This is a genomic window from Ruficoccus amylovorans (assembly GCF_014230085.1).
GTDB lineage: Bacteria > Verrucomicrobiota > Verrucomicrobiia > Opitutales > Cerasicoccaceae > Ruficoccus > Ruficoccus amylovorans.
In genome coordinates this window covers 41,439-65,000 of the sequence record NZ_JACHVB010000021.1, presented here as the reverse complement: position 1 = coordinate 65,000, position 23,562 = coordinate 41,439, and the positions used below count along the sequence as shown (strand labels likewise).

At 61.8% G+C, this 23,562-nt stretch carries 24 protein-coding genes (1 of these 24 cut by a window edge); 7 read left to right on the top strand and 17 right to left on the bottom strand.

What is annotated here, in order from left to right; genetic code table 11:
* The 3 genes in view from H5P28_RS08680 to H5P28_RS08670 are tightly spaced (each overlapping or abutting the next) and all read left to right on the top strand, a layout consistent with a single transcriptional unit that may run on beyond the window.
* Positions 1-510 carry the 3' portion of an SAM hydrolase/SAM-dependent halogenase family protein gene (locus tag H5P28_RS08680; RefSeq protein WP_185675322.1) on the top strand. The gene continues 273 nt to the left of window position 1, outside the view, so 510 of the gene's 783 nt are visible here — the last part of the coding sequence; its start codon lies beyond the left edge, outside the window; the stop codon is at positions 508-510.
* Positions 507-1,292: a potassium channel family protein gene (locus tag H5P28_RS08675; RefSeq protein WP_185675321.1), complete on the top strand. Its 786-nt coding sequence runs from the start codon at positions 507-509 to the stop codon at positions 1,290-1,292. The genes H5P28_RS08680 and H5P28_RS08675 overlap by 4 nt, the downstream gene beginning before the upstream one ends.
* Entirely contained in the window at positions 1,289-2,608 is a 1,320-nt protein-coding gene (locus H5P28_RS08670) for an MFS transporter (RefSeq protein ID WP_185675320.1), read from the top strand. Before H5P28_RS08675 ends, H5P28_RS08670 begins: the two co-directional genes overlap by 4 nt.
* Positions 2,609-2,636: 28 nt before the next feature.
* Here H5P28_RS08670 and H5P28_RS08665 read toward each other — a convergent pair whose 3' ends face one another.
* From H5P28_RS08665 to H5P28_RS08610, 12 genes are all read right to left on the bottom strand, one after another.
* A complete protein-coding gene (locus H5P28_RS08665) occupies positions 2,637-3,494 on the bottom strand; it encodes a GNAT family N-acetyltransferase (protein WP_185675319.1) in 858 nt (285 codons plus the stop codon).
* Between the two features lie 13 nt (positions 3,495-3,507).
* A complete protein-coding gene (locus H5P28_RS08660) occupies positions 3,508-4,980 on the bottom strand; it encodes a C1 family peptidase (RefSeq protein WP_185675318.1) in 1,473 nt (490 codons plus the stop codon).
* A gap of 183 nt (positions 4,981-5,163) precedes the next feature.
* Entirely contained in the window at positions 5,164-6,645 is a 1,482-nt protein-coding gene (locus tag H5P28_RS19735; protein ID WP_185675317.1) for a PLP-dependent transferase, read from the bottom strand.
* Positions 6,646-6,785: 140 nt separating this feature from the next.
* Positions 6,786-8,327, bottom strand: a complete 1,542-nt coding sequence (locus H5P28_RS08650; protein ID WP_185675316.1) for a hypothetical protein — start codon at positions 8,325-8,327, stop codon at positions 6,786-6,788.
* A 252-nt stretch (positions 8,328-8,579) separates the two neighbouring features.
* A complete protein-coding gene (locus H5P28_RS08645; protein ID WP_185675315.1) occupies positions 8,580-9,854 on the bottom strand; it encodes a diaminopimelate decarboxylase in 1,275 nt (424 codons plus the stop codon).
* A 166-nt stretch (positions 9,855-10,020) separates the two neighbouring features.
* The gene (locus H5P28_RS08640) at positions 10,021-12,267 is read right to left on the bottom strand and encodes an HAD-IIIC family phosphatase (protein WP_185675314.1); all 2,247 of its coding nucleotides are present in this window, start codon (positions 12,265-12,267) and stop codon (positions 10,021-10,023) included.
* Positions 12,268-12,458: 191 nt separating this feature from the next.
* Entirely contained in the window at positions 12,459-12,686 is a 228-nt protein-coding gene (locus H5P28_RS08635) for an acyl carrier protein (RefSeq protein WP_185675313.1), read from the bottom strand.
* 105 nt (positions 12,687-12,791) lie between these two features.
* A complete protein-coding gene (locus H5P28_RS08630) occupies positions 12,792-13,253 on the bottom strand; it encodes a VOC family protein (RefSeq protein ID WP_185675312.1) in 462 nt (153 codons plus the stop codon).
* A gap of 33 nt (positions 13,254-13,286) precedes the next feature.
* A complete protein-coding gene (locus tag H5P28_RS08625) occupies positions 13,287-14,360 on the bottom strand; it encodes a 3-oxoacyl-ACP synthase III family protein (RefSeq protein ID WP_185675311.1) in 1,074 nt (357 codons plus the stop codon).
* Positions 14,361-14,364: 4 nt separating this feature from the next.
* Positions 14,365-15,015 (bottom strand): acetyltransferase, encoded by a 651-nt coding sequence (locus H5P28_RS08620; protein WP_185675310.1) that lies wholly within the window; start codon positions 15,013-15,015, stop codon positions 14,365-14,367.
* Between the two features lie 8 nt (positions 15,016-15,023).
* Complete coding sequence (locus H5P28_RS08615) at positions 15,024-15,761, bottom strand: SDR family NAD(P)-dependent oxidoreductase (protein WP_221773388.1); 738 nt, start codon at positions 15,759-15,761, stop codon at positions 15,024-15,026.
* A 6-nt stretch (positions 15,762-15,767) separates the two neighbouring features.
* Positions 15,768-15,998: an acyl carrier protein gene (locus H5P28_RS08610; protein ID WP_185675309.1), complete on the bottom strand. Its 231-nt coding sequence runs from the start codon at positions 15,996-15,998 to the stop codon at positions 15,768-15,770.
* Positions 15,999-16,248: 250 nt separating this feature from the next.
* Here H5P28_RS08610 and H5P28_RS08605 point away from each other — a divergent pair, with 250 nt between their 5' ends.
* The 4 genes from H5P28_RS08605 (at position 16,249) to H5P28_RS08590 (ending at position 19,409) form a co-directional block, all read left to right on the top strand.
* Complete coding sequence (locus H5P28_RS08605) at positions 16,249-16,734, top strand: cupin domain-containing protein (RefSeq protein WP_185675308.1); 486 nt, start codon at positions 16,249-16,251, stop codon at positions 16,732-16,734.
* A gap of 105 nt (positions 16,735-16,839) precedes the next feature.
* Positions 16,840-17,049, top strand: a complete 210-nt coding sequence (locus tag H5P28_RS08600) for a FeoA family protein (protein ID WP_185675307.1) — start codon at positions 16,840-16,842, stop codon at positions 17,047-17,049.
* A gap of 40 nt (positions 17,050-17,089) precedes the next feature.
* Complete coding sequence (gene feoB, locus H5P28_RS08595) at positions 17,090-19,174, top strand: ferrous iron transport protein B (RefSeq protein WP_221773387.1); 2,085 nt, start codon at positions 17,090-17,092, stop codon at positions 19,172-19,174.
* 52 nt (positions 19,175-19,226) lie between these two features.
* Complete coding sequence (locus H5P28_RS08590; RefSeq protein ID WP_185675305.1) at positions 19,227-19,409, top strand: hypothetical protein; 183 nt, start codon at positions 19,227-19,229, stop codon at positions 19,407-19,409.
* A 184-nt stretch (positions 19,410-19,593) separates the two neighbouring features.
* On the opposite strand, the gene H5P28_RS08585 is transcribed toward H5P28_RS08590, so the two are convergent.
* From H5P28_RS08585 to H5P28_RS08565, 5 genes are all read right to left on the bottom strand, one after another.
* Positions 19,594-20,487 carry a 1,4-dihydroxy-2-naphthoate polyprenyltransferase gene (locus H5P28_RS08585; protein ID WP_343075473.1) on the bottom strand — a complete coding sequence of 298 codons (894 nt, stop codon included), beginning with the start codon at positions 20,485-20,487 and terminating at the stop codon, positions 19,594-19,596.
* Positions 20,488-20,729: 242 nt separating this feature from the next.
* Positions 20,730-21,704, bottom strand: coding sequence for a PulJ/GspJ family protein (locus H5P28_RS08580; RefSeq protein WP_185675303.1), 975 nt, complete (start codon positions 21,702-21,704; stop codon positions 20,730-20,732).
* Between the two features lie 20 nt (positions 21,705-21,724).
* Positions 21,725-22,267, bottom strand: a complete 543-nt coding sequence (locus H5P28_RS08575; RefSeq protein WP_185675302.1) for a prepilin-type N-terminal cleavage/methylation domain-containing protein — start codon at positions 22,265-22,267, stop codon at positions 21,725-21,727.
* 11 nt (positions 22,268-22,278) lie between these two features.
* Positions 22,279-22,977, bottom strand: coding sequence for a prepilin-type N-terminal cleavage/methylation domain-containing protein (locus tag H5P28_RS08570; protein WP_185675301.1), 699 nt, complete (start codon positions 22,975-22,977; stop codon positions 22,279-22,281).
* A gap of 6 nt (positions 22,978-22,983) precedes the next feature.
* Positions 22,984-23,559, bottom strand: coding sequence for a prepilin-type N-terminal cleavage/methylation domain-containing protein (locus H5P28_RS08565; protein WP_185675300.1), 576 nt, complete (start codon positions 23,557-23,559; stop codon positions 22,984-22,986).
* Positions 23,560-23,562 lie beyond the last annotated feature (3 nt).

Below are 23,562 nucleotides of genomic sequence, written 5' to 3'. Positions count from 1 at the left end.
CATTTCTTTGTCGGGCCGGACAACGGTTTGTTCGGCTTCCTCGAAAACTACGAGGCACGCGAAATCACCGGCACGGATTTTCACCGCACCGGCACCTCCCATACTTTTCACGGGCGCGACATCTTCGCCCCGGCAGCGGCGCGGCTGGCCTCGGGGGCAGATTTCGCCTCAATCGGGACGGACAGCGACAACCTTGTGAGCACGGTGTGGCCGCAAGTAGAGTTCATGCGCGAAGGCGTTCATGGGTGCATCATCGCCTTCGACCACTTCGGCAACGCGATCACCAACCTGCGGCGCGAGGACGTCGCAGTTCACTTTAGCCCGGAGTCGCTGCACGTCTCCCTGCATCCGGACCGCCTGCCCCTGGTGAAGACCTTCGGGGACGTTTCGCCCGGAGCGCCGCTGGCCTATTTCGGGTCGGGAGGATTTCTGGAGATCGCCATTAACGGCGGCAACGCCCGTGATGTCCTCGGGCTCAAAAAGCACCAAACCGTCGAAATGCTCACATGAACCTGATCGAGATAATCCGCTTCCGCAATCGGCGCAACCTGCCAATGGGCAAGTTCGCCCTGCTGCTGACCGTCCTGCTATTCACGATCGTGACCTATCCGTTTATCGACGAGTATGCATGGCTCAGCTCGATTATCGCAGTAATCGGTTTCCTCACCATCCTTTCGGCGCTATGGGCGGTCAGCGACAGCAAGCTCGCCTTCACGCTGACTGCGCTGCTGGCGGCACCGGCCTTCGGAGTCAATCTGCTCAACTCGCTGGCTAACACCAACACCTACGCTTACGTCGCCGTCCCCATGGCATTCGCCTTCTATATGATGGTGAACATTAAAATCCTGCGTACCGTGGTCACGGCCAATGAAGTCAACTGGGACATCCTCTGCGGCGCGATCAGCGTGTACCTGCTCCTGGGCATGAACTGGACGCTGATCTATACCTTTCTGGACCTGCTCAACCCGGATACTTTCAAGATCCACACCTCCTACGTCTCCGACCAGGCCGTCATCGGCAACAGGGATTTCTTTTACTTCAGCTTTGTCACCCTCACGACACTTGGGTACGGTGACATAGTTCCAATCACTACACCCGGCCGGGTTTTTGCCGTACTGGAGGCGATTACGGGACAGCTCTACGTGGCGGTCATCATCGGAAAAATCATTTCCATCTCTCCCCTGCGCAATGTGCTTCCCTCGCGGATGGAAAAGCTCCACACGATCAGCAAGCGTCCTGCCCCCTCCCCGGCTAAACCCGCTCCTGACACTTCCCACTCCGAGTCGGTATGAGCAAGCTCCCCAAGGGCGCACTGGCCTGGGCGCTGTACGACTGGGCCAATACCGGCTATGCCATGATCGGGCTGGCGCTGATTTTCCCCCGCCTGTACAAGACCTACTGGGGCAGCGGCCTGAGCGATAGCGACCAGACTTTCTGGTTCACGCTCACGGTCGGCGTCGCGAGCTTTTGCGTCTTCGTGCTCGCGCCGATTCTCGGCAGCATCGCCGAGTTGGGCGGTATCCGCAAGAAACTACTCCTGCGCTTCGCCACGGTCGGGATGGTGGCCTGCGCGGCCATGTATCTGGTGGACGAGGGCGATTACCTGAGCGCCACCCTCGTCTATATCGTGGGCACGGTCTGTTTTTACAGCGCAAACATCTTTTTCGACTCCATGCTGGAGCGCGTCTCCACCGCGCAGAACCGGCACACGATCAGCGGGCTGGGTTTTTCCTTCGGCTACGCGGCGGGCTTTCTACTGCTGCTGATTACGTTTCTGGCGACGACTTACTACGAGCCGCTGGGCTTCGGCTCAAAGCTCGACGCCAGCCGCTTCCTCTTCGTGCTGGCGGCGGCGTGGTGGGCGATCTTCACCCTGCCGCTGGTCCTGCGCTTTCACGAGGAGCCTCGTCACAATCCGCACTCACTCGCCCGCACGGCCAGGCTCGGTCTGGTCGAAGCCTGGGTAACGCTCAAGGCGATCATCCGCCAGCGCAACATCCTGTGGTTCCTGATCGCGTACCAGTTCTACATCGATGGAGTGAACACGATCATCACGACCGCTTCCAACTACGGCAGCACCATCGGTTTCACCGAGCAGCAAATCATCACGGCCTTCTTCTGCGTGCAGGTGGCCGGCGTCCCGTGCGCGGTGCTCTTCGGACTGCTCGGACAGAAGATCGGCCCGCGCAAGATGATCTTCGTCGCCATCCTGGTTTACCTCGTGGTGAGCTTTTACGGAGCATTCATGGACACCGCCCCGACGGTCATCTTCGGGATGGAGGTTTCGGAGATCTACATCCTGGCCACGCTCATCGGGCTGTGCCAGGGAGGCATCCAGGCGCTCAGCCGGAGCTATTTCACCAGTATCGTGCCACCGGAAAAGACGGTCGCCTACTTCGGCTTCTATTCGATGATCGGCAAAAGCGCGGCCATCCTCGGCCCGGCGCTGATGGGGCTCTCGGCCCTGCTGTTCAACAACCCCGAGCACCCGGTTCTGAGCACCCGCATCGGCATGGGCATGATTTCAGTTCTGTTTTTCTTCGGCGCGGGTTTCCTCGCCGTAGCCGGACGCAGGAAGTACGCCCCGCCCGCAGCCCCGCAAGCCTGAACGCCCGCAACACCAAGCGGCACGCCGCTCACCCCAGCTCGAAACTGGTCACGCCGTAAATATTCTCCCACGGAAGCTCCGGCGCGCGTCCGTAATACATGCGGGTGCAGCCGAAAATTTCGCGCAGGCCGTGGCGTTCCGCCAGCGCGCGGGCGGCGGGATTGTTTTCAGGTATATCCAGATAGACGGGTTTTCCGCAGGCCCGGTCACTGAGCGCGCAGTACAAATCCTCCGCCGCATCCGCATCGTCAGCGAAAAGAGGCCCGATCTTGTAGCCCTCCCGGCAAGGACGCACCACGCCATAGCCGCGAAGTTCGCCCTGGTGGACCGCCCCAAGCGCCAGCCCACCCTCCGGCTCGATCCAGCGTTCGAGGAAGGCCCGCCGGGCGTAGCCGAAGTGCCGCTTGTCGCAGGCTTCGACTTCACTGAAAGGAACGCGCGAAAGCTCGCTCAGACACCCGGCAGGAGGCGACGAGCGCCCGGTGCCCGCCATCCTCAGGTTGCGGTGGGAAAAGACAAAACCGTAGCGGGCATAGGCTTGCTGTGCGGCAAACACGCCATCGATCCCGACCGGAGCGCCGGGCTTGAGGCGTTCGCCCGCCTGCGCCAGCAGCGCGTTGCCCAGATGAGGGAAACCGATCCCCGCGTGCCGGTAATCCGGTTCGACAATGAAAAATCCAATGAAGCCGAAGTCCCCGCCATACGAAACCATCGACCCCGTTCCGACCATCCGGCCCGCGGCCTCAGCCACGAAGAAACCCTTCGGGTCGGCGGCCCAGAAAGCCTCCGCATCGCGCAGCCCCGGATTCCACCCCTCGCGGGCGGCCCACTCCACGGCGATGTCCAGTTCTTCACGCCGCATCGGGCGCACGGTCAGGTTGTCCATGCCGCACACTACCCTATCCCTCGACGCCCGCAAGCCGTACCCGCGAATCGCGCTTACGCCAAACGAGAACCCCGAGCACAATCAAACCCGCCAGTGCGGCCCAGTGCGCAGGCTCGGGCACCAGCATCAGGCCCTTCGCAAAAAATGTCCCGGGCGTATTTTCCGAAGCCAGATCCACCCACTCGCTGCCGTCGTAGTAATAGCTCACCCCGGCGTTTACTTCACTCTTGGCATCGTAATAAATGCTGTCCGAGTCGTATTCGACAATCACGACGATTTCATCTCCGGCCTCATAGGCCAGTTCCTCGGATAATTCGATCAGGTGGTAGCCGATCAACTCCAGCGTATCCGTCGTCGTGATCAGCAGATCCTCCGGCGCATTGGTAACGTCGTCCCAGCTCGTATAAATGCTGACACGGACCGTCATGTTCTCCGCCCCGGTTATGATCCCGATCGCGTCCAGCATGCCGGCTTCAGCAACCGTGAGAATCGCCGCCGCCGACATGGTTGAAAGCTCCTCAATCTGAAGGTAATTGTCGGCGTAAAAATACTGGTTTTGTAAAACCGTCTGGCTGTAGTTCTCCATCGACATGGCTTCGATCGCCATGGTCGAGCTTTTCCCGGCGTGCGCATCTTCGTAGGAAATCCAGAAGTATCCGCCATCGCCCCAGTCCGATCCCCACGAGTTCTGAATGAGCCAGGCACCTGTGCTGCTGGCCCCGCTGACGACTTTACTGTCATCCCATCCCACGATCGCAACATCATGGTCGGTCGATTCCGAACCGGTATAAATGTATGTCCAGTCGGTCTTGTTAATAATCGACTGGTCCATGTAAATCGCCGTGCCGAGCGCGCCAAAGGTCAAAAGCCCGTCCTTGATCCGGTTGATTTGCGTGCTGGCACTGTGCTGCCCCTGGTTAATAAAGACGGCCTGCTTCACGCCAAAGGCCGTGGGCTGATCCGCCGGCGGGACATACGGACTCAAGTCCTCATAAGCCTCCGCGGCGGCTGAGGGATAAGCGTTAAGGCTATTGCTGCTCGTCAGAACCGGTCCGCCCCCTAACTGCGGGATGGTCGAGTCCGGCGTCGGCGAATCCCACGCTCCCCTCCCTCGCGTATAATAGCCAATCGAGTGATAGAAGTTCGCCCCCCAGTTTTCATAGCTGAGGTGGCCGTCTTCCATCTGAGGGGTGAGCGAGGGCTCGGTGCCACTGCGCGTCGCAAGGTGCCAGGGAGAAAGATGACCGCTCGGATCCGTCGGACCACTCATAAGCCCGCGCTTGAGCAGAGAGCCCTCGAAAGCTGTCGTTGAGGCAAAGGCCCAGCAATCCCCAAGGTCCTGCTGGTTTTTGACCGCCGTAAGCAGCCCGTGGCTGCGCAAGTCGTAGGCACTTGGATAATCCGCCGCCCGGGCAAACCATCCGGCCCCAAGTGAAAGGCTTACGCCGATCAATAAGCACCGTTTCAAAAGCACTCGTATCTTCATAGGTGTTACAATGGAACTGCCAAAGGGCTCACTTAATTCTCTCTAATAGAGTCCATTAGGTCAATTTCATTTTACACTCTCCTTACAAACACACCCCAGCTCCCCTCTGGCAGAACGCGCCAGAATAACCGGGAAAACCGTCCTTCAGGCGCCAGCGCCTGTCCGCAAAGCTCCGAAACGAGTCTACAAGCCGAGCGCGTCGATGATCTCTTCCACCGGCTCAGCGCCCACCGAAAGGCGAATAAGCTCGGGGTTCAGCCCCCGCGCCCGCAAGTGCGCACGCCCCTCCGGCGTGCTCACCAGGTCGTAATGTGCCAGGTAGAGGAACGGGCACATCATGGTGTAGCCGGTGCCGAAGCTCGGCCCCTTGACCACGCGAGCTCGGTCGTAAAACTCCGCCAAATCGCCCGCCAGATCGAAAGTCAGAATCGCCCCTACGGCATCGTCAGAGCGGGCGATGAGCCGGTAGTTCGCCGCCGAACGCGTCTCCAGCGGCGCAAACAGCCGTGCCACCTTCGCCGAACGCGAAAGGTGATCGGCCAGAGCAAGGGCATTGGCGTTGACGGCCGAGGCCACGGCAGGCATGTCCCCGATCTGCGCGGCCAGCCGCGCCACATCCGAACCGTGCGGCGCCTGCACCTCGCGGGGGAGCAGCTCACGCAATTTCGCGTAAAAGGGTGAAGCCGGGTTGACCGCCACCGCCCCGCTCATGACATCACCCGCATGTGCGGCATACTTGGTCAGGCTCGTGATGAGCAGGTCCGTCCCAGGCAGCACATCCACATTGACGACCCCGGCCAGACTCGGGTCAAAAATCCGTACCACCCTGTGCCGCAGACACAGCCCGGAGAGACGGCCAATGTCCAGCGTGTGGACGAGCGGGTTGGTCGGCAGCTCGGTCACGACTCCGGCCAACCGGTCCCCGTACTGGCTGAAAATCTTCTCAATCGCCTCCCAATCAAAAACATCCGTCTGCACGATAACTTCCTCATCCGGCCCGAGGAAGTTCTCCAAAATCTTCATCGTGTCCAGGTAGAGCCATCCCAACTGCACATAGATGCGCCGCCCACGCGGAGCCTGAAGCCGGCGCGTGGCCTTGAGCGCGGCGTAAAAGGCGTTCATCCCGCTGCTGCACAGGTGCAGATCGGGTGTGGCCACATAGTCGCGTAGCACGGAGAGGACTTTTTCCTCCGCTCCGGTCTCCGTCCGCTGCTCGGGCTGGCCCTTATCCAAAAGTCCCTCGGCCAGCAGGTAAGCCTCTGCCTGGCGGGAGGAAATACTCGTACCGGTGTGCTGGAGAAAGGCCTTGGCCCCGGTCCGCGCCTCGGGGGTGTCAGCGAAGTGCATAAGGACGAAATCCCCCTCCGGCACGATGGCGTAATCGAGCAGCTTCATCCACTGCGCCATTTCGCGCGCGGCCTGCTCCGAGGCCACCGCATAGACGGCACGTCCAGCCAGTCCGTGTCTGCGCGCCCCCTGCTCCGCCGCCTGCAGCACGTAGTCGTGAAAGACAAAGCGCGGGTAGGCAAACTTCACTGCGGCCAGCGTCTCCGGCCATTTTTCCTCGTACCCCATCACATCACGCATCGTGGGCAAGCTCACGCAGACCGCGTGCACGCTGTCAGGAACGGGTTGCCCCAGAGGATGATGCCGGAGGTTAGACACAGGTATAGGCTCGTTTTGCGAAAAAGTTGCGCCGACATATGAGCCAGCGATTCCTTTTCTTTATTTAACTACGTAAAGTACTAGAGAATAGAGACGCGAGGGAGAAAATCCAGTCTCTAGCTGGCTCTGGGCAGAATTTTTCAGGGCGCGGCATCCTCGCCCAGGTACTGCCTGCGCGCGGCAGTCGTCTCCGACTCAGTCAGCGCACGGACGGGCCAATCCTTTTGCCGGTACCAGATACTATCCCCAAGGGGGATGAACTCGAAATACGCCGGGTCGTTGAACATCGGGTCGCCCCAGGCCGAGTTCAGATCCTGCCCGGTCAAGGCCTGCCAGGTGGCAAAATCCACCGCCGTCCCGGCCGAACCGATCTGGAACCCGTCCGGCTCACCCCAATAGAGGTTACCCGAGAGCTGCCCGAGCGTGGCCAGACTCTCAACCTCCAGCAGCCTCGCCCCGGTCGCGCCCCCCGAAACGATGCAACGCTCCAGCGACAGCAACGCATGGTCGGTAGCCACAATCTGCGCGCCCGACCCCTCCCCTGACTGTTCCCCGTTATGGGCAAAAACCGACCAGGCCGCCGCGCACTCGCTTTCCATCACGAGCAGACCGCCGCCGGAGTTGGCCGCGAGCACCACCTCCTTCAGTGCCACCTTCCCCACTCGAAAGACGGTCATCCCGGTCCGGTTGTTGAGCAGCTTGCTCCGGGCCAGATCAAGTTGGGTCGTATAAAAAACACCGAGCCCGGTCCCCAGATTATCCGCGGCCTGAAAATTCCGCAGGCTCATCTCGCGCACGGAATTGGCGATCAGCCCGAAGGCGTCCCCGTCCATCATCCGCCGCTCGGCGGCGCGGAAGCCGTTCATCGAGGCCGAGCCGCTGACCACCTCCACCAGGCCCACGTTGACAATGTCCACGCCCTCCTTGCCGTTGCGCAGGGCGTCGGAGTTGACCAGCCGCAGCCGCTCCAGATCCTCGAAGTGGTAGCCGGAAATAAAGTGATGCTCGCTCGTCACGTGCTCGAACCGAACCGCGCCGCAAGCCTGCACGCGCACACCCTCGCCGCCGCTCTGCCTGACGTACAGCCCGGACACCAGAACTGTATCCATATTTTGGATACACAAGACCTGCCCCGGCAGTTCGTCCGCCACCTCGACCAGTCCGTCCGCCACCGTGGCGTTAGCCGGAGGCACGAGGCGTATTTGTTTTTCCACTACACGATACTGCCCCGCTCGCGGGAGCCGGTCCGGGCGCACACGCTCCAGCCGCACCCCCTGCACAAAGACCATTGTCCCCTCCCCGGCCTCGACCGCCCCCCCCGCGAAGCAGTCATCGTCCCCGATCCTCCAGCCGTTGACGATCCGACTGCCGCTGAGCACGGCTCGCCCCGGATATTCGGCCACGATGGCTACCGGAGCATAGGTGCGGTCAGGCTCGCCGACCAGCTCGACATGTTCGCGGTACACACCCGGCCCGATGACCACGCGCACGCTCCGGTCTTCGCCCGCGATTTTTAAAGCCTCATCCAGCGCGGCCTGCACGCGGGAAAAATCCGCCGCCGCCTCGTCCGGCGACACTCGCAGCGTGACCGCGTACTCCTGCGGCCACGGTTCGGCTTCGGCGGCGGACAGATCAGGTATCACCGCGAGGAACGCGACCACCAGCCCCAAGACCGATGCCACTCGGCCACGCACGGAAATTTTCAACAGAGACAGAAAAGGGAAGTTTTTTTCACAGAAAACCACCGCTCCAACCTAGCCATCCTCTGCGCCAACGCACGCCAAAACCGCCCCCGGCCAGCAGCATGCCTACACCGCGACGCCCCGGCAGCACACCGACAGCGCAAACCGCAGCGACGCCTCGAACATCCCGGCAGGAGCGCTACCGCTCGGCACCGCTCCGACCGGGCTACGCCTGCCAGCGGTTGCAAGCACTCACTCGCCCGGATCGACCTCGTTTTGCACGATCTGGTCGGGGTGCTGACGACGACGGATGAGGCGCGCACGCCCGTCCAGGCCGACAAGCACTTCCGGTGCCTCGGGAAAGGAGTTGTAATTTTTCGCCGACATGGCCGCGCAGTACGCCCCCGCTCCCTCGACCACACACAGGTCGCCGGGGAATGTCTCCGGCAGACAGCGGGGCAAAAGCGCCTCGGGGTCGTCCATCCCAGTCGTGAGAATGTCCCCCGACTCGCAGCAGTGCCCGACCACGAGGTACTCGCGCTCGGCGGAGCTGTCGCGCTCCTGCGCCGGGACGATGACCAGCGGATGCTGGGCCGCGTAGAGCGAGGGGCGCAGTATCTCCGTCATGCCGGAGTCGAGCTTGAGAAAATGCATGCCGTCCGGTCCGCCCGTGCGGACCACATCACGGACCATTGAGACAAGCGCCCCGGCGTTGGCCACGAGGAAAGTCCCCGGTTCGATCTCAAGCTTGAGCTTGCGGCCCGTTTCCGCCGCCAGAGCCTCGAAGGCCGCCTTCACCGGCTGCCCGATGGCTTGCAGGTCGGTCGCCTTTTCGCTCGCCATGCGGGCCACCTTGTAGCCTCCGCCGAGGTTGAGCGTCACCACGTCGGGGAAGCGCTTCACCGTTTCCAGGCTCATCAGCGCGACGCGCTCCCACACCGCCGGGTCGCTGCCCGAGCCGATGTGCGTGTGGATGCGGATGATGCTCAGCCCGTACTTGGCCACGATGGCTTCGGCCTCGCCCAGCCACTCGTGCCAGATGCCAAAGCTGGAATGCGGGCCGCCCACGTTGGTCTTGCCGGTGCCGCCGGAGCCGAGGCCGGGATTTACCCGCAGGCCGCAGCGGCAGCCGGGAAACAGCTCGCCGAAGCGCTCAAGCTGGGCCAGCGAGCAGGCGTTGAAGCGGATGCCGTGCTTGTAGAGCTGGGCAAAGTCTTCGGGAAACTCCTGTGTGCTGAGCGAAATGTGCTCGGCCGGGATGCCCGCCCGCAGAGCGCGTTTGACCTCGAATCCGCTGGAAGCGTCGATGTGCAGCCCGAGCCGGTGAAACACGCGCAGGATGGCGGCGTTGGGGGCGGCCTTCATGGCGAAGCGGACCGTCAACCCGAAGGCGTTCGGGAAGGCCAGCGCGGCCTCCGCATGGCGTGTCAACGCGGCTTCGTCATACACGTAAACGGGCGTGCCAAACTCTTCCGCGATCTGGCGGACACTTTCGGGTGTGAGAAATTTCAGGGTCTCCTTGACCATGCGCGCACGATGAACGACCCGCCTCAAAAATTAAAGCACAAACAGGCGCTGTCCATGGCCGCACAGGGAGATGAGCCGGGCTACACCCGGTGGTATCAAGGGGAACAAGTTTCCCTTCGCCTCAAGAAAGGTCGCTCCCCAGTGTGGCCTGCCCCGGAACTAGAGGCTACTCCGATACGGTAAACAACCCCTCGGGCACGGCGGGGAGATCCTGCCGCCCCACCTCGAAGACAAAATGCCGGGGTCCTTCGGCCCGGGTCTGCTCGGCGGGATCGAGTCGGGCGGCAAAGCCGGAGCGGAAATAAAAATCCGCCACCAAAGCGTTTTTCTCCGTCGGGATATATAAGCCGGTCACGCGCCGGATACCGCGCTCGGCGGCGGTCCGCAACAGCGTTGTCACCATGTAATCGGCCAGGCCGCGCCCGATCACCCGGCAGCTCATCAGGAAAGTGTCCACCTCCCACTCCCCTTCGCGGGGAGCGGTGGCGATGACAACCCCGACCAGCCCGTTGTCGCCGTAGCGATCTTTTAAACGAAAAACCCGCGTCCAACCCGCCGGGTCAGCCGCGAAGCGCCGCAGCGCCTCCGCCGGGTGACGGCGCGTGGTCAGGTTAAACTGGTTTGTCTTGCCGACAAGCTGGGCCACCCGCTCCAGGTTGACCTCCGTGATTGGCCCGTGCGAAACGCGCATCCGCAACTGGCGTAGAAAAGTATTCAGATCGGGAGCGGCGGCTTCCAGTTGGCGACGCTCGGCGTTCGCCTGATAGGCGGCGTGGCGCACGCGGTCTTCCTCCGAGAGCGTGAGCGCCTCGAACCACCGCCCGCCGGCGAGAATGTTTATAAACTCCGCCGGGTCGGCCCCGATTTCGGGCACGGCGACCTGTGGCAACTCCTGCCGCACACGGGCCCGCTCCACTGGGTTGTCATCGACGAAGACAAAGCTGTCCAGCCCGACATTGAGGGTCTCGGCGATCCGGCGCAGGTTGACGGGCTTGTCTTCCCAGTTGGCCACGAAAACCGCGAAATCCTCCAGCCCGAGCACCATACCGTCGTGTTTTTCAAAGGGCAGGCGGGCGTCGGCCTCGTTGTTTTTCGAGCAGACAGCCAGCAAAATGCCGCGCTCCTTCAACTCACGGGCATAGCGCTGGAACTCGGCATAGGCCTCGCCCTCGGCCTGCGGCGGCCCCACGCGGATGCCCGCCAGCCCGTCCTCGCCGATGACGCCGCCCCAGAGCGTGTTGTCGAGGTCGAGCACGAGGACTTTCCGGCTCAGTCCGAGCACGGCGCGAATCAGCCCCAGACAGGCGTTCGCCAGCGCCGGAAGCGCGTCCAGCGCCGGGTGCTGCTTGTGCATATACCACTGGCGCGGATCGACCCAGCCAGCCGCCCCGGCGGCGAGCGCCTCCAGATCGAGCACGGCAACGCCGGGTGGAGCCTCGCGGCGCAAGCGTTCGTTGAGCGCGCGCAGGCAGCGGATGCGCCCGCCGGGCGCGTTCGCACCGAGCGCGCCGCCCGAGTCACCCGCGGGCAGGTCAAAGCTGTGCTGAATGACCGGGCACCCCAGCCGCTCCCGCAGGAGCCCCCAGCCGTGTTTCAACTCGGCGACAACCGGTGGCACTTCTTCAGCGGAAAGCAGTTCCACCGCCCCGGCCTCATCTTCAGCGGCAAAGGTGGCCAGTCCGGCGTCGCGCCAGTGCGTGGCCAGGACGACCACATCCGGCGCAAAGGCGTACAAGCCCGAGCTTTCGCTCAAAATCTCCTGCCGCCAGGTTCCGAAGGGGGCTTCGTAGATTTCGGGGAAAAACCCGTCCCGCACCGCTGCCACGCGCACGGTGGCGGCGTAAAACGTCGTCGTGGACGAGCCCAGGAGCGCGATCTTCAACGGGCGCTCCGGCATGGGGAACTTGGGCAAGAGCTTGCGGGCCAGCCGGTCGGCCCTACTCCAGAAGCCGTAGCTTTCCTCGCCCCGCCGCAGCGCCTCGCGCAGCGTCGCCAGTGCCAGCGGCGGATGCCCCGTCCGCAATTGCAGCCGTGCTACGGCCAATAGCGCGTCACCGGGATGGCCGTAGGCCCCGGACTCGGCGATAACTTTCCACGCCGACAAGGCCGCATCAGTTTCCCCCGCCTGCTCCAGCAGCGAAGCCTGCAACCACGCCACCATCGGGGCAGGGGCGGTTTCGGAGGTCCCGGAGGCGGAGTCTTTTTCAAGGGACGATTCCAGCGTCTCCAAATCCATTCCCTCCGCCGCCAACACATCGAGCAGTGCCGCCGCCAACGGCAGATCCACCGTCGGCAACGCCTTCACCACCGCCCACAGTGCGCGCACGGTCCCCGGCTCCGGAGCGGCGCGCAGGAGCGCGGTCAGGGCCGGGGTATCAAGACGGGACAGGGCTTCGGCGGTGAGGTTCAACATGGCGGAACGGGAGGGGAAGATGCCTTCTTATATAGTATAGCGTTTCAAGTAATATTGCAGCCCAAGGGTTACACGGCTAAATGGCTGATTGTTAATTGCTGGATGCTGAACGTAGGAAATAACAATTAACCATTTTAGCCATTTAACCATTCAGCGTTTCAAGAGTGACTGACATTTGATTTGAACACCATCTACGGCAAACAGCGCAGGATGTCCGCCACCGACTTGATCTCGGCCACCTGGGCCATCTCCAGTTCGCAGCCGAACTCCTGCTCCACCGCGAGGACGATCTGCACCATGACGACCGAATCCCACTCGGGATGGGCGGCGGTGGAGAAATCCTCCGCTAATTGCAGCGATGGCTCGTCGAGCACATCGCGAAAGATGCGTTGCAGGCGCGGCAGGCGAGAGTCTGGCATGGTGCTGGAGAGTTTCCGGGGAGATAAAAGTTCCGCCCGTTGTATTGGAAGACGGTCTTTATAATAGATAGGCGAAAGACAAGGCCGCAGCCTAAAACTGGCGGGTCAGACTTGGCCAGCCCGCAATGACGCCAGCGAAAGCACCCCCTTGCCCGCCTCGACCAGTTCGACGAGCAGTCGCCGCGCATCCATGAACCACGCGATCCGCCGCCCCGGAAAGGCCACTGCCGGGACTGGCTCGCCCAACGGGAACATCCCTCCGGCACGCAGATGAGCGCAGGCCGCCCCCAGCTCGTCCACCTCGTAGCAGAGGTGGTGCAGGCCGCCGCCTTTTTTCAGGGCGGAGCTGAGCTTGCTGTTTTCCGAGGCCGGGCTGACCAGTTCCAGCCAGCTATCCGCGCCCGGTTGCCGCAGGAACTGCACCCGGGCGGTTTGCGCAGAGTCCTCGATCACCGCCGACTCCACCCGGTAGCCCAACAGCCCGCAGAAGTGCGCGCCCGCCGCCGGGAGATCGCCCACCAGGTAGCCAGTGTGGTGGAGATTAAAGGTGGGCGCGGGCGTTTCCATCGGGCGTATTTTTATTTAGAGAAAAATGCTCGCTCAAGTCTGCGGTGCGTACTCGACGGACGCCATCGAGCAGTCGGCCAGTGTTTCGGGCAGGCGCATCAGGGCAACGCCCCACGACAGCCCGACGCCAAAAGCCGCCACCGCCACGAGCGTTCCGGGCTTGAGCCGCCCGCTGCGCCAGGCTTCGGCCAACGCCATCGGCGAAGATGCGCCGCTCATGTTGCCGATTTTCTCCAGAAAGAAAAACTGCTGCTCCGGCCCCAGGCCCGCTTTTTTGTAAATCAGGTCGAGCATCATCCGATTGGCCTGATGCAACACCAGCAGATCGAGATCGCCGGGGGCGATGTTCCATTTCTCAAAAGCGCGCTTGAGCGCGGCGGGCGTCTCACGGATCGAGAACTGGAAAACCGCCGGGCCGTTCATCTGAAGGTGCTCCTGTGTGTGGACCGAGCCGGTCTCGTCCTCGATCTCCCGCGCGGTCTCGGCACTGCGCGGGTGGCGCGCCCCGGAGGCCGGGATCATCAGGTGTTCGCCGCCGGAGCCATCCGTCCCCAGTTCGAAACCGAGCAGCCCCGCCTCGCCGGAAGCCGGTTCCAGCAGGGTTGCTACCGCTCCGTCACCGTGGAGCGGGACCAGCCCGCGGTCCCGCGGATGGATTACCTTGGTCAGAGTGTCGGCGTTGATGAGGAGCACGCGGCGGGCAACGCCGGTGGCGATGAGGCCGTTGGCCACGCTCAGGGCGTAGGGAAAGGCCGAGCAGCCCAGCCCGATGTCGAGCGCGCCGCAGTTTTTTGCCAATCCAAGCCGCCCGTGCAAGACACAGGCCGAGGCCGGGAGCTGGTAGTCGCCCGTCTGGGTGGCAAACAACACAAAGTCAATCGACTCCGGCGCAACACCCTGCGCTTCCATCAAGCGCCGGGCGGCACACTCGGCCAGATCGACCGACGTCACCCCCGGATCGGCCACACGGCGTTCGGTCACGCCGGAGAGCTTGGCGATATTGGCGACCGCTTTTTCCCCGAAGCGCTCCGCCAACTCCTCCTGCCCGAGAATGTCGGGGGGGATACAATAGTGCATGGCGGTGATGGTGGCGCGGGAAGCGGTCATGGTGTTACTTTCGCATAAAAGGTTTGGCCGGGACCCCGAGCACGCGTGCTCCGGCGGGAAGATGGGTGACGACCGCCGAACCGGCACCGATCGTACAACCGTCACCGACGCGACGACCGGGAATCACCGTGGCGTGAGAGCCCATGAAGACCTGCTCTCCCAGCTCGACGAAGCCAGTCAGATCGCAGTACGAGCTGACCGTGCAGCAGGGGCCGACTTTCGCGTCGTGCCCGCAGGTCGAGTGGCAATTGAGAAAGGAAAAATCCCCCATCCGCGCATCGGCGGAGACCTGGGTATAGGGGGCCAGCACAACGCCTTCGCCCAGCACCGCATTGCGCCCCAGGGTCGAAGTCGGATGCACAAAGGTCAGGAAGCGCGCCCCCCGCTTCTTCAGTTCAGGGCAGAGGCGGGCCTTGACCGAGGGAGCGCCGAGGGCGCAGACCAGCCATTCGCTGCTGGCAGGTTTATAACTGGAGATGCCGCCGACCACGCCGCCCGGATAGTCATAGCCGTCGAGCGCCTGCGCGTCATCGTCCAGAAAGCCCTTGAGCCGGTAAGTGGTGGCGAATTCGGCATCGACGGCGAGCTTGTGCTCCAGGTAGGACCACACTTCGCGGCCCAGGCCGCCCGCTCCGAGTACCAGTATTTCCTGCATCGCGCCTGTCATTTGAGGGTGTAGCCGCCATCGACGACGAGATTCTGGCCCGTGATCCAGGCCGCACGTTGGCTGAGCAAAAAGAGAACCGCCTCGGCCACCTGCTCCGGCGTCCCCAGGCCGAGCGGGTACAGGGTCGCGTTCTCCTCCAGTGCCTGCGCCGAGAGTTGCGCGGCGTTGGCCTCGGTCATGGCGGTCCGCACCTGGCCGGGGGAGACGACGTTCGCGCGGATGGCCTGACGCGCCAGTTCCAGCGCGAGCACGCGCACGGTGGAGATCAGCGCCCCCTTGGAACCGGCGTAAAGGGCGTTGCCGACAGTAGCGGCCTCGGCCGCGATTGACCCCAGATAGACCAGCGAGGCCGAGGGGTTGATTTTTTTCGCCTTCAGCAGGGCCGAAGTCAACAGGCAGGGTGCCCGGTGGTTGATAGAAAAAGTCTCCTCCCAGCCCGCGTCGTCGAGGAACTTGGCCGGCTTGATCCGGTGAAAACCGGCGGAAAAAACCACCCCATCCAGCGCGGGAACGGACGCGGCCAACTCGCGGCGGGCGGCGGCGTCGGTCAAGTCGGCAGGCAAAAGCGTATGCCCTTCTCCCGGCAGCGCGGCCAGCGTCTCCTCCAACCGGGTACGGTCCCGCCCGTTGAGCACGAGCGCGGCTCCGGCCCCGGCGGCGGCAAGGGCACAGGCCCGGCCGATCCCGGAGGAAGCGCCGCAGACAAGGATGCGTTTCTGGGCCAGGTCAGACACGGGAATTTATTGTTTGGCCGCCACCGCCTGGCAAAGCTCGCCCAGGTTTGCGCAGGCCAGAAGCTCGTCGCCGGGGAGTTCGACTCCGTACTCGCCGTCGATCATGGCCAGCACACTGAGGAACGCCAGCGAATCCCACTGCTCCAGCTCGCGGAACGCGGTCTGCGCGGTGAGGCCATCCGGCTCCAGGCCGTCGATGGCCTCGGCGAAGTTCGTGATAAAGGATTGGATATCCATAGTCTTAGAGATCAGGCAGATAGGGGTATGGGGCGGGTTGCCGGTTTCTGTCTTATATTGAAATGAAAAACCGCCTTGGTTCAAGTCCCGATCCGGGGTCGCCCGCCCGGCACGCCAGCTCCGGCTTGCCGGCCAGTTGCGTCGCCACGCTTAAGTCCCCCATAAGCATAGTTAAAGAACGCTTGATGCGGCGGGGATGGAGACTCAGTATCGTCCGACTGGCATGCCCCTTGCAGCCTCACCCAACACCATGGACGCCCCAAGCCTCATCCACCTGCTCAAGTTGGAGTCGCTTCCCGACGAGGGGGGATTTTTTCGCCGCGTCCACACCCATCCCCAAACCGTTCCGGGCACAGATCGCCCACTGTCCACCTGCATTTATTATCTCGTCACGGGCGACGGTTTTTCGGCCATGCACCGGGTCGATGCCGAGGAGACTTTCCACTTCCACGCCGGAGACCCCGTCGAGATGCTCCAGCTCCACCCAACAGGGTTAGGGGAAAAAATCCGCCTCGGCTCCGACCCGACCGCGGGCGAACTTCCCTTCGCCGCCGTGACGGCGGGCACCTGGCAAGGCTGCCGCCTCGCCCCCGGAGGGTCCGCCGGTTACGCGCTTTTTACCACCACGGTCAGTCCCGGCTTCGTCTGGAAGGGGTTCGAGCTGGGCTCTCGCGCCGTATTGGCCAGCGAATGGCCGGAGTGGACCGAAGATATTACAGCTTTGACTCGTCATTAGAAATACTACTCCTGCGGCGACTTTGCAGAATTTTGTCGAAATTAAGTCTCATTCGCTTATAAATAGCCAACGAACACGATGGCCAGTACCTGCACTCTATCCGAGATGAAACCGGGAGAAGCCGGAGTTCTCGACTCCTTCAACGCCCGCAACGGCACCCTGCTGCGGCTGCATGAGCTCGGGCTGACTCCGGGGCAAAGCCTGAAGGTCGTCCGGATTTCTCCGCTCGGCGACCCGATCGAAATCAAGCTGCCGGGCTTCCACCTGTGCCTGCGCAAGACTGAAGCCAGCGCGATCGAAGTCCGCCGCGCCTGAAAGGCCCTGGTCCATGCCCATCGCTGAACAATCGCCCCTTATGGGGAAAACTCCGGTCGCGGAAAAAGTCTTTGTCGTCGTCGGCAACCCCAACTCCGGTAAAACCACGCTCTTTAACGGACTGACCGGTCTGCGCCAGAAAGTCGGCAATTATCCCGGCGTCACCGTCGAGCGCAAGGAGGGCCTGTGCTACTCGCAGCACGGCAAACCCATCCGCCTGATCGACCTGCCGGGAGCCTACACCATCACCGCGCACTCGCCGGATGAGGCCATCACGCAGGACATCCTCATGGGGCGGCGCACGGACACCCCACGGCCCAGCGGCATCATTTGCGTGGCCGACGCTACCAACCTGGAGCGCCACCTTTTTCTCACCACGCAGCTTTTAGAGCTGGGGCTGCCCGTCATCCTCGTGCTCAACATGATCGACGACGCCGATACCGCCGGGGTCGAGATCGACGCCAAGGTGCTGGAAGAAGCCCTCGGCGTGACCGTGGTCAAGACCCAGGCCCGCACCGGCAAGGGCTTGACCGAGCTTCGCCTCGCCATGAGCCGGGAAAAACTCCCCCTGCCCAAGTGGCGCTTCGCCCTGCCGGAGGACTTCCAGCTCGCCCTTGACGAGACCGCCGCCCGCCTGCGTGAGCTGAGCGATATACCCCCGGCCCAATCCCGCGCCGAAGCCTGGCTCATGCTGACCGAGGCCACCCCGGACGAACTTCACCGCAATGTGCAGGAGCTGCCGCAGGCGGCCAGGGAATTCGCCGCCGAGTGGACCCGCAAACTTTCCCAGTCCGATCCGACCTGGAAGGAAAAACTGGTCGGCGAACGCTACGTGCAACTCGGTCAAGTCGTCCGTCAGTCCATCCGGCGCGGCCCGGAAAAGACCCCCACCCTGACCGACCGGATCGACGCCGTGCTCCTGCACCCCGTCGGTGGATGGGCCTTTCTCGGCCTCATCATGGCCGGTATCTTTTATACCATCTTCACCCTCTCCAGTATCCCGATGGACTGGATTGACGGGGCCTTCGGCTGGTTGGGGGGAGTCGTCCAGGAACACATGCCGGCGGGCACTCTGCGCGACCTGATCGTGGACGGTATGATCGCCGGGGTCGGCGGCGTGGTCATCTTCCTGCCGCAGATTCTGATCCTGTTCTTTTTCGTCGCGCTGCTGGAGGGCACCGGCTACATGGCCCGGGCCGCGTTCCTGCTCGACCGCGTCATGCACAAAGTCGGCCTGCACGGCCAGTCCTTCATCCCGCTGCTAAGCGCCTACGCCTGCGCCATCCCCGGCATCATGGCCGCGCGCACCATCGACTCGCGCAAGGACCGGCTCGTCACCATCCTCGTCACCCCGTGGATGAGCTGCTCGGCCCGCCTGCCGGTTTATTTCCTCATGATCGCCGCCCTCGCCCCCGGCGACCCCTGGGTCAAAACCGGGCTCATGTTCTTTGTTTACGCGCTGGGGACATTCTCGGCCTTCGCCTTCGCGTGGATCTTTAAAAAGACCCTCATGCGTGGCGAAAGCCCGACCCTTATCATGGAAATGCCCCCCTACCGCCTGCCCACCACCCGCTCGGTCGTGATGGACATGCTGGAGCGGGCCAAGCTCTTTCTGCGCAAGGCCGGGACGATCATCCTCGGGGTCTCTATCCTGCTGTGGTTCTTCGTCTCCTACCCGAAAAACGACCTCGGCGAGACGGAAATCTCCCAGAGCTTCGCCGGGCAGGTCGGGCATATGCTGACCCCCGTGACCGACCCTCTCGGCTACGACTGGAAAATCAACATCGGCCTGCTGGCCTCCTTCGCCGCGCGCGAAGTCTTCGTCAGCACGATGGCGATTATTTACAAGGTGGACGACGAGGACGCCGAGGAAGGCGGCCCGCTCGCCCAAGTCCTCCAGAACGAGAAACGCCCGAACGGGACGGCGGTCTTCACCCCATTGACCTGTCTGAGCCTGATGGTTTTTTACGTTTATTCCCTCCAGTGCCTGAGCACCGTCGCCGTCGTCAAGCGAGAGACGAACTCCTGGCGCTGGCCGCTGTTCCAGCTCGGCTACATGACTGTGGTCGCGTACGTGGCGGCGCTCATCATCTACCAGGGTGGACATTTGCTCGGTTTCAGCTAAACTGCCGCAACTGAGCCTCCCTCAACCCGACCGCCATCTTTTTGCATCACCCATGAACCTTTTCGGCCAGGAACTCGACACACAGGAACTTATCGCACTGGGCATCGTCGCCGTGACTCTGTTGATTTTCTGCTGGCTGATCGTGCGTAAAGTCCGTGCAAAAGGCTGCTGCAGCTCCGACTGCGCTTGCCCAACCGTCAAAAAGGGCAAACTCGTCCCCAAGCGCAAGGAGTAGTTTTTCCTTTGGGCAGGTTTTTTTTAACCACAGAGGACACAGAGAGCACAGAGATTTTTCAGGGATAAGTGAGGAGTCGTTTTCGCGCTTATTTGTTCTTTTGGGGCTATAATATTTCTCTCAATCACTCGCAAAGACTTCGCGCCTCTTCGCGTGACTTCGCGGGCAAACCATCCCGAAAAAGTCAGCCGAGCAGAATACCCAGCGTCATCAGCAAGCCATAAAAGAGCAGCAACTGGGCGGTACGGGCGAGCAGCCAATGGAAATCCCTGGGGCGGTGTGCCCGGGTCATGGCAACGCAAAGGAACGCCGCGAAGGGAAGTGTCAACAGCGGCAGCAGCACCCAGCCGCTGTAACCGGTACGCATGAGCAGGTCCGGCATGGCATAGGCGACCAGAGCGCTGGCCACGTATTGAATAACCGCATAGCGGTAGCCAAAGCGAACAGGCAGCGTTCGCTTGCCCGCCTCGCGGTCGGTCTCGATGTCACGGGCATTATTAACTACGAGCAGGTTGACCGAGAGCAGGCCGCAACCGGTTCCCGCCCAGAACGCCGCCCAGGAAAACTCGCCGGTCTGCACGTACGCGGTGAACATGACCGCCACCAGGCCGAAAAAGATAAAGACAAAGATGTCGCCCAGCCCGTTGTACCCAAGCGGATACGGCCCGCCGGTATAGGCGATGGCGCAGAGGATGCTCAGCACGCCGACCGCCACCAGCCACCAGCCGCCGTAAAAAACCAGCGAAAGCCCGATCAGGAAAGCCGCTCCGAGCACGATCATCGTCGCCCGCCACATGGTCTGCGGGGCGACCAGGCCGGAAGCCACCGCCCGCACCGGACCGACACGCTTGTCCGTGTCCGCCCCTTGGCGGTAGTCGAAATAGTCGTTGGCGTAGTTGGTGCCGATCTGGATCAGTAGCGCAAAGACCAGGCAGATCAGGGCCGGAACCAGACGGAATCCGCCCTCATGCACAGCCACCGCCGTCCCCAGCAGGACGGGCACGACCGCCGCCGGCAGCGTCTTCGGGCGCGCTGCCAGGAGCCAGATATTCCACGGAGTTTTTCTCAAGGATGCCACTTTTTACCTGTCGCCTGCCCGCAGCACGCGGACAATCGAACAAGGAAGCAGCCTACGCCTACGCTACCGGAAATTCAAGCCGTTCCCACGAGGATCTCACACAATTACCGGTGAATATAGCTGTCACCCGGCCAAAGCGCCTTCGCCCCGCGATCATCGTCGAAGCAGGCGTGATCCACCGAAAAACTGCCCCGCTCAAGAAGCAAAGAGAGAGGCAAACGCAGTTGCCCCGACAAATCCGCTCAAAGCGGATTGCTCATGATATAGACACGCCGGGTAAAGGTCTGCCCGTACATCTTCAGGAACTGCTCCCACGTAATTCCCATGTCATCCCAAGAGTCGTTCCCCACCATGTTCGCGCCCTCGTCACCAAGGACAGTCATGGTGATGTCGGCATAGACCAAGTGGCCATCGACAGCATCGTTATAGCCGGAGGTACCATCCCCACTGTCGGAAATGTAAATGCGGTCAGCGACAACAAAAGCCAGTGGATTGCCTGTCGCACCCTCATTTGAAGTGATGGCTTTGATATCCTTGGTGCCATCGGCATTACGCGTACCATCGTCATACCAGAAGATGACCTTAAAGTCCGCCACATTGGCGCTGAGGTAGTTATCCTTGGCAAAAACGCCAGTGATGCCCGTCCCCATGTTCCCCTCCCAGTAGTTGTCGTAGAGCGTACCACCGGCGGCGAAATTCGGCACGGTCATGACATCATTAAAGGTCGTCTCGGCATCAACCACCCGGCGGTAGAGTCCGTAGCGGCGGCGGTCAGTGGAAGTGGGGTTGAACGGGTTCTGATATTCTGTCGCGTAGGCGACCGCGCAGTAATCGCCTGCGACGTCACTATCCCGGTCGGTAACCGGAGAAAAGAAAAAGAGCCGCGCCTGATCATCGGAATTACCGACGGTCCCATAGACAGCCTGCATCCATACCATGCCCTTGCTGTTGAAATAGGCGGCTTCCATGTCCTGATTGATAAAATCCAGGGCGATGCGGGCCTCGTAGTTCTGGGCAAGCTGGTCAGATGAAAAATTCCAAGTATTGAGCACGTTCGTGGTCAACCCCAGCACGAGCAGGATCACCGCGACCATGATCCCGGTGGCGGCCATGATTTCCACCAGCGTGAAGCCCTGGCGTGAGCGCATCGTGCGCTGTTCAACGGGCTGCTCGGAGGCGGTGGGCTGGGAATCGTTATCCAGGGAGAGCGTGGTCATGGGGGAAAAAAGCAAAGCGGTTATCGCAGTTTAGCCGAAGGGTAGGAAAGGACACGGTTGGCCTCGCCAAGATTAGCAACATTAAATCCGCCATCCAGGTCCAGTTGATAGATGGTCACCAAAAAGGGCACGTAAGCTTCATCGTCGGGATCATCATACCCGTCCAGATCGAGCTTGGAGAGTTTAACAACAAAGGCCGAGCCGAGCATATCGGCACGCTGGGCGGGGGTAGGCTCGGTCGCTGACATGACGAGATCCACCGTACCACTCGCTGTATCCTCTTGCTCCCAGGCATAGCGATAGATATCAGACGTGCGGGTGCCAGCAACATCGTCGTAGGTCATCTGGTCGTTGACATAGGAATTAATCAGGCCGACCAGCGCGGTGGCCTTGTTTCCGTCCACCACCTGCTTGACCGAGCCCATTGTGGGCGCGAACAGTCCAAGCATGGCCACGACCGCGAGCGAAAGGACGCCGATGGCGAGCACGACTTCGATGAGGGAAAAGCCTCTGGAACGGATTCCGCCCCGGAACGAATGCTGGGATAGTGTAGAGCGAGCCATGTCCGTGTACGTTAAATGTTATTCAGGTCGTCAAAATCGGCAAGGATGACACTGCCGGTTTTGCGGATGTAGAAACCGGTAACGGCATACTGGTTGTCAAAGGTCAGACGTGGAGCACCTGTGGTACCATCATAACCGGACACCGTCCCGGCGGCGAAGACGACCGTATCACCGTTGTTATTTGACAGGCCGTTACTGTCGAACTCGTAAACGTAGCCCGTTACCCGGACACTCACCGTCGAACCCTCGACCGGTCGGAAAGTCACATTATCCGAGGTCATCGCCCCTCCGGTAGCTGTTTCACTGGCAATAGTCAGGACGCTGCTATCAAATCCACCCGTACGCGGCACGTAATAGACCCCCTGCGGAAGGTAGGTCCCGGCGTTCGCGGCCACCCAAACGTCGGCACCGGAAGAATCCGTCGTCTTGTAAATAACCTGGAGAAAGCGCAGATACTTTCCCGGATCGATACCTGTGTCGCCACTCTCGTAAACAACAACCTTGGTCTGCGTCTGCTTGAGCACAGCGATGGAACGGGCCGACTGAAAAACACCGGCCGCGATGCGCTGGCTGCTGCCAAGGGAGGCGCTGGCGTTACCGCCCCCCAATGAGACGCCGATGACCGTCGCCATGACGGCGATGATCCCGATGACCGCCAAAAGCTCGACCAGAGTAAAGCCGCGAGCGGCACTGGATGGGGAATGTCTCATATCAGATTAGTCCCAGGAGTAGACGCCTTCGCCTTCGGCGAAGTTGCTCGTGTCGCTGTAGATGGCGACCTTGGCGCGAACGGTTTCACTGCTCCCACTACCGGTGCTGGGGTTAGGGAGGCCGGTGATCTGCCCGTCGTTATTGTAATCCACCTTAATGATGATATTGGGATTACGAAAGGCGTCCACCAATGTATCGGTGGTCTCATCCGGGTCAAATTCATCTTCGGCAAAGGAGTAAAACGGAACCGCCCGGCGATTTCCACCTTCCTGGATCGGGTTGCCGTTCGTGATATTACGCCCGGAGAGGGTGTTAACGAACTCAGCTGTGTTGCTACCGACATTGTAGGAGGTCGCATCACTGGTGAAGAATTCCGGCCAGTAGCCATAAGTGCTTTTAAAGCTCTGAATGGCATTGGCGTAGCCGGTGAACTGGGCCTTGGTCTTGGCCTTGTTGGCGGACTTTCTCGCCGACCCCACGGTGGGGATCAGGATACTCGCGAGGATGCCGATGACCGCGATAACGGTCAGCAGTTCGATCAGGGTAAAGCCGCGACGGCGGGGGCGAAGGGTCTTTTTCATAGG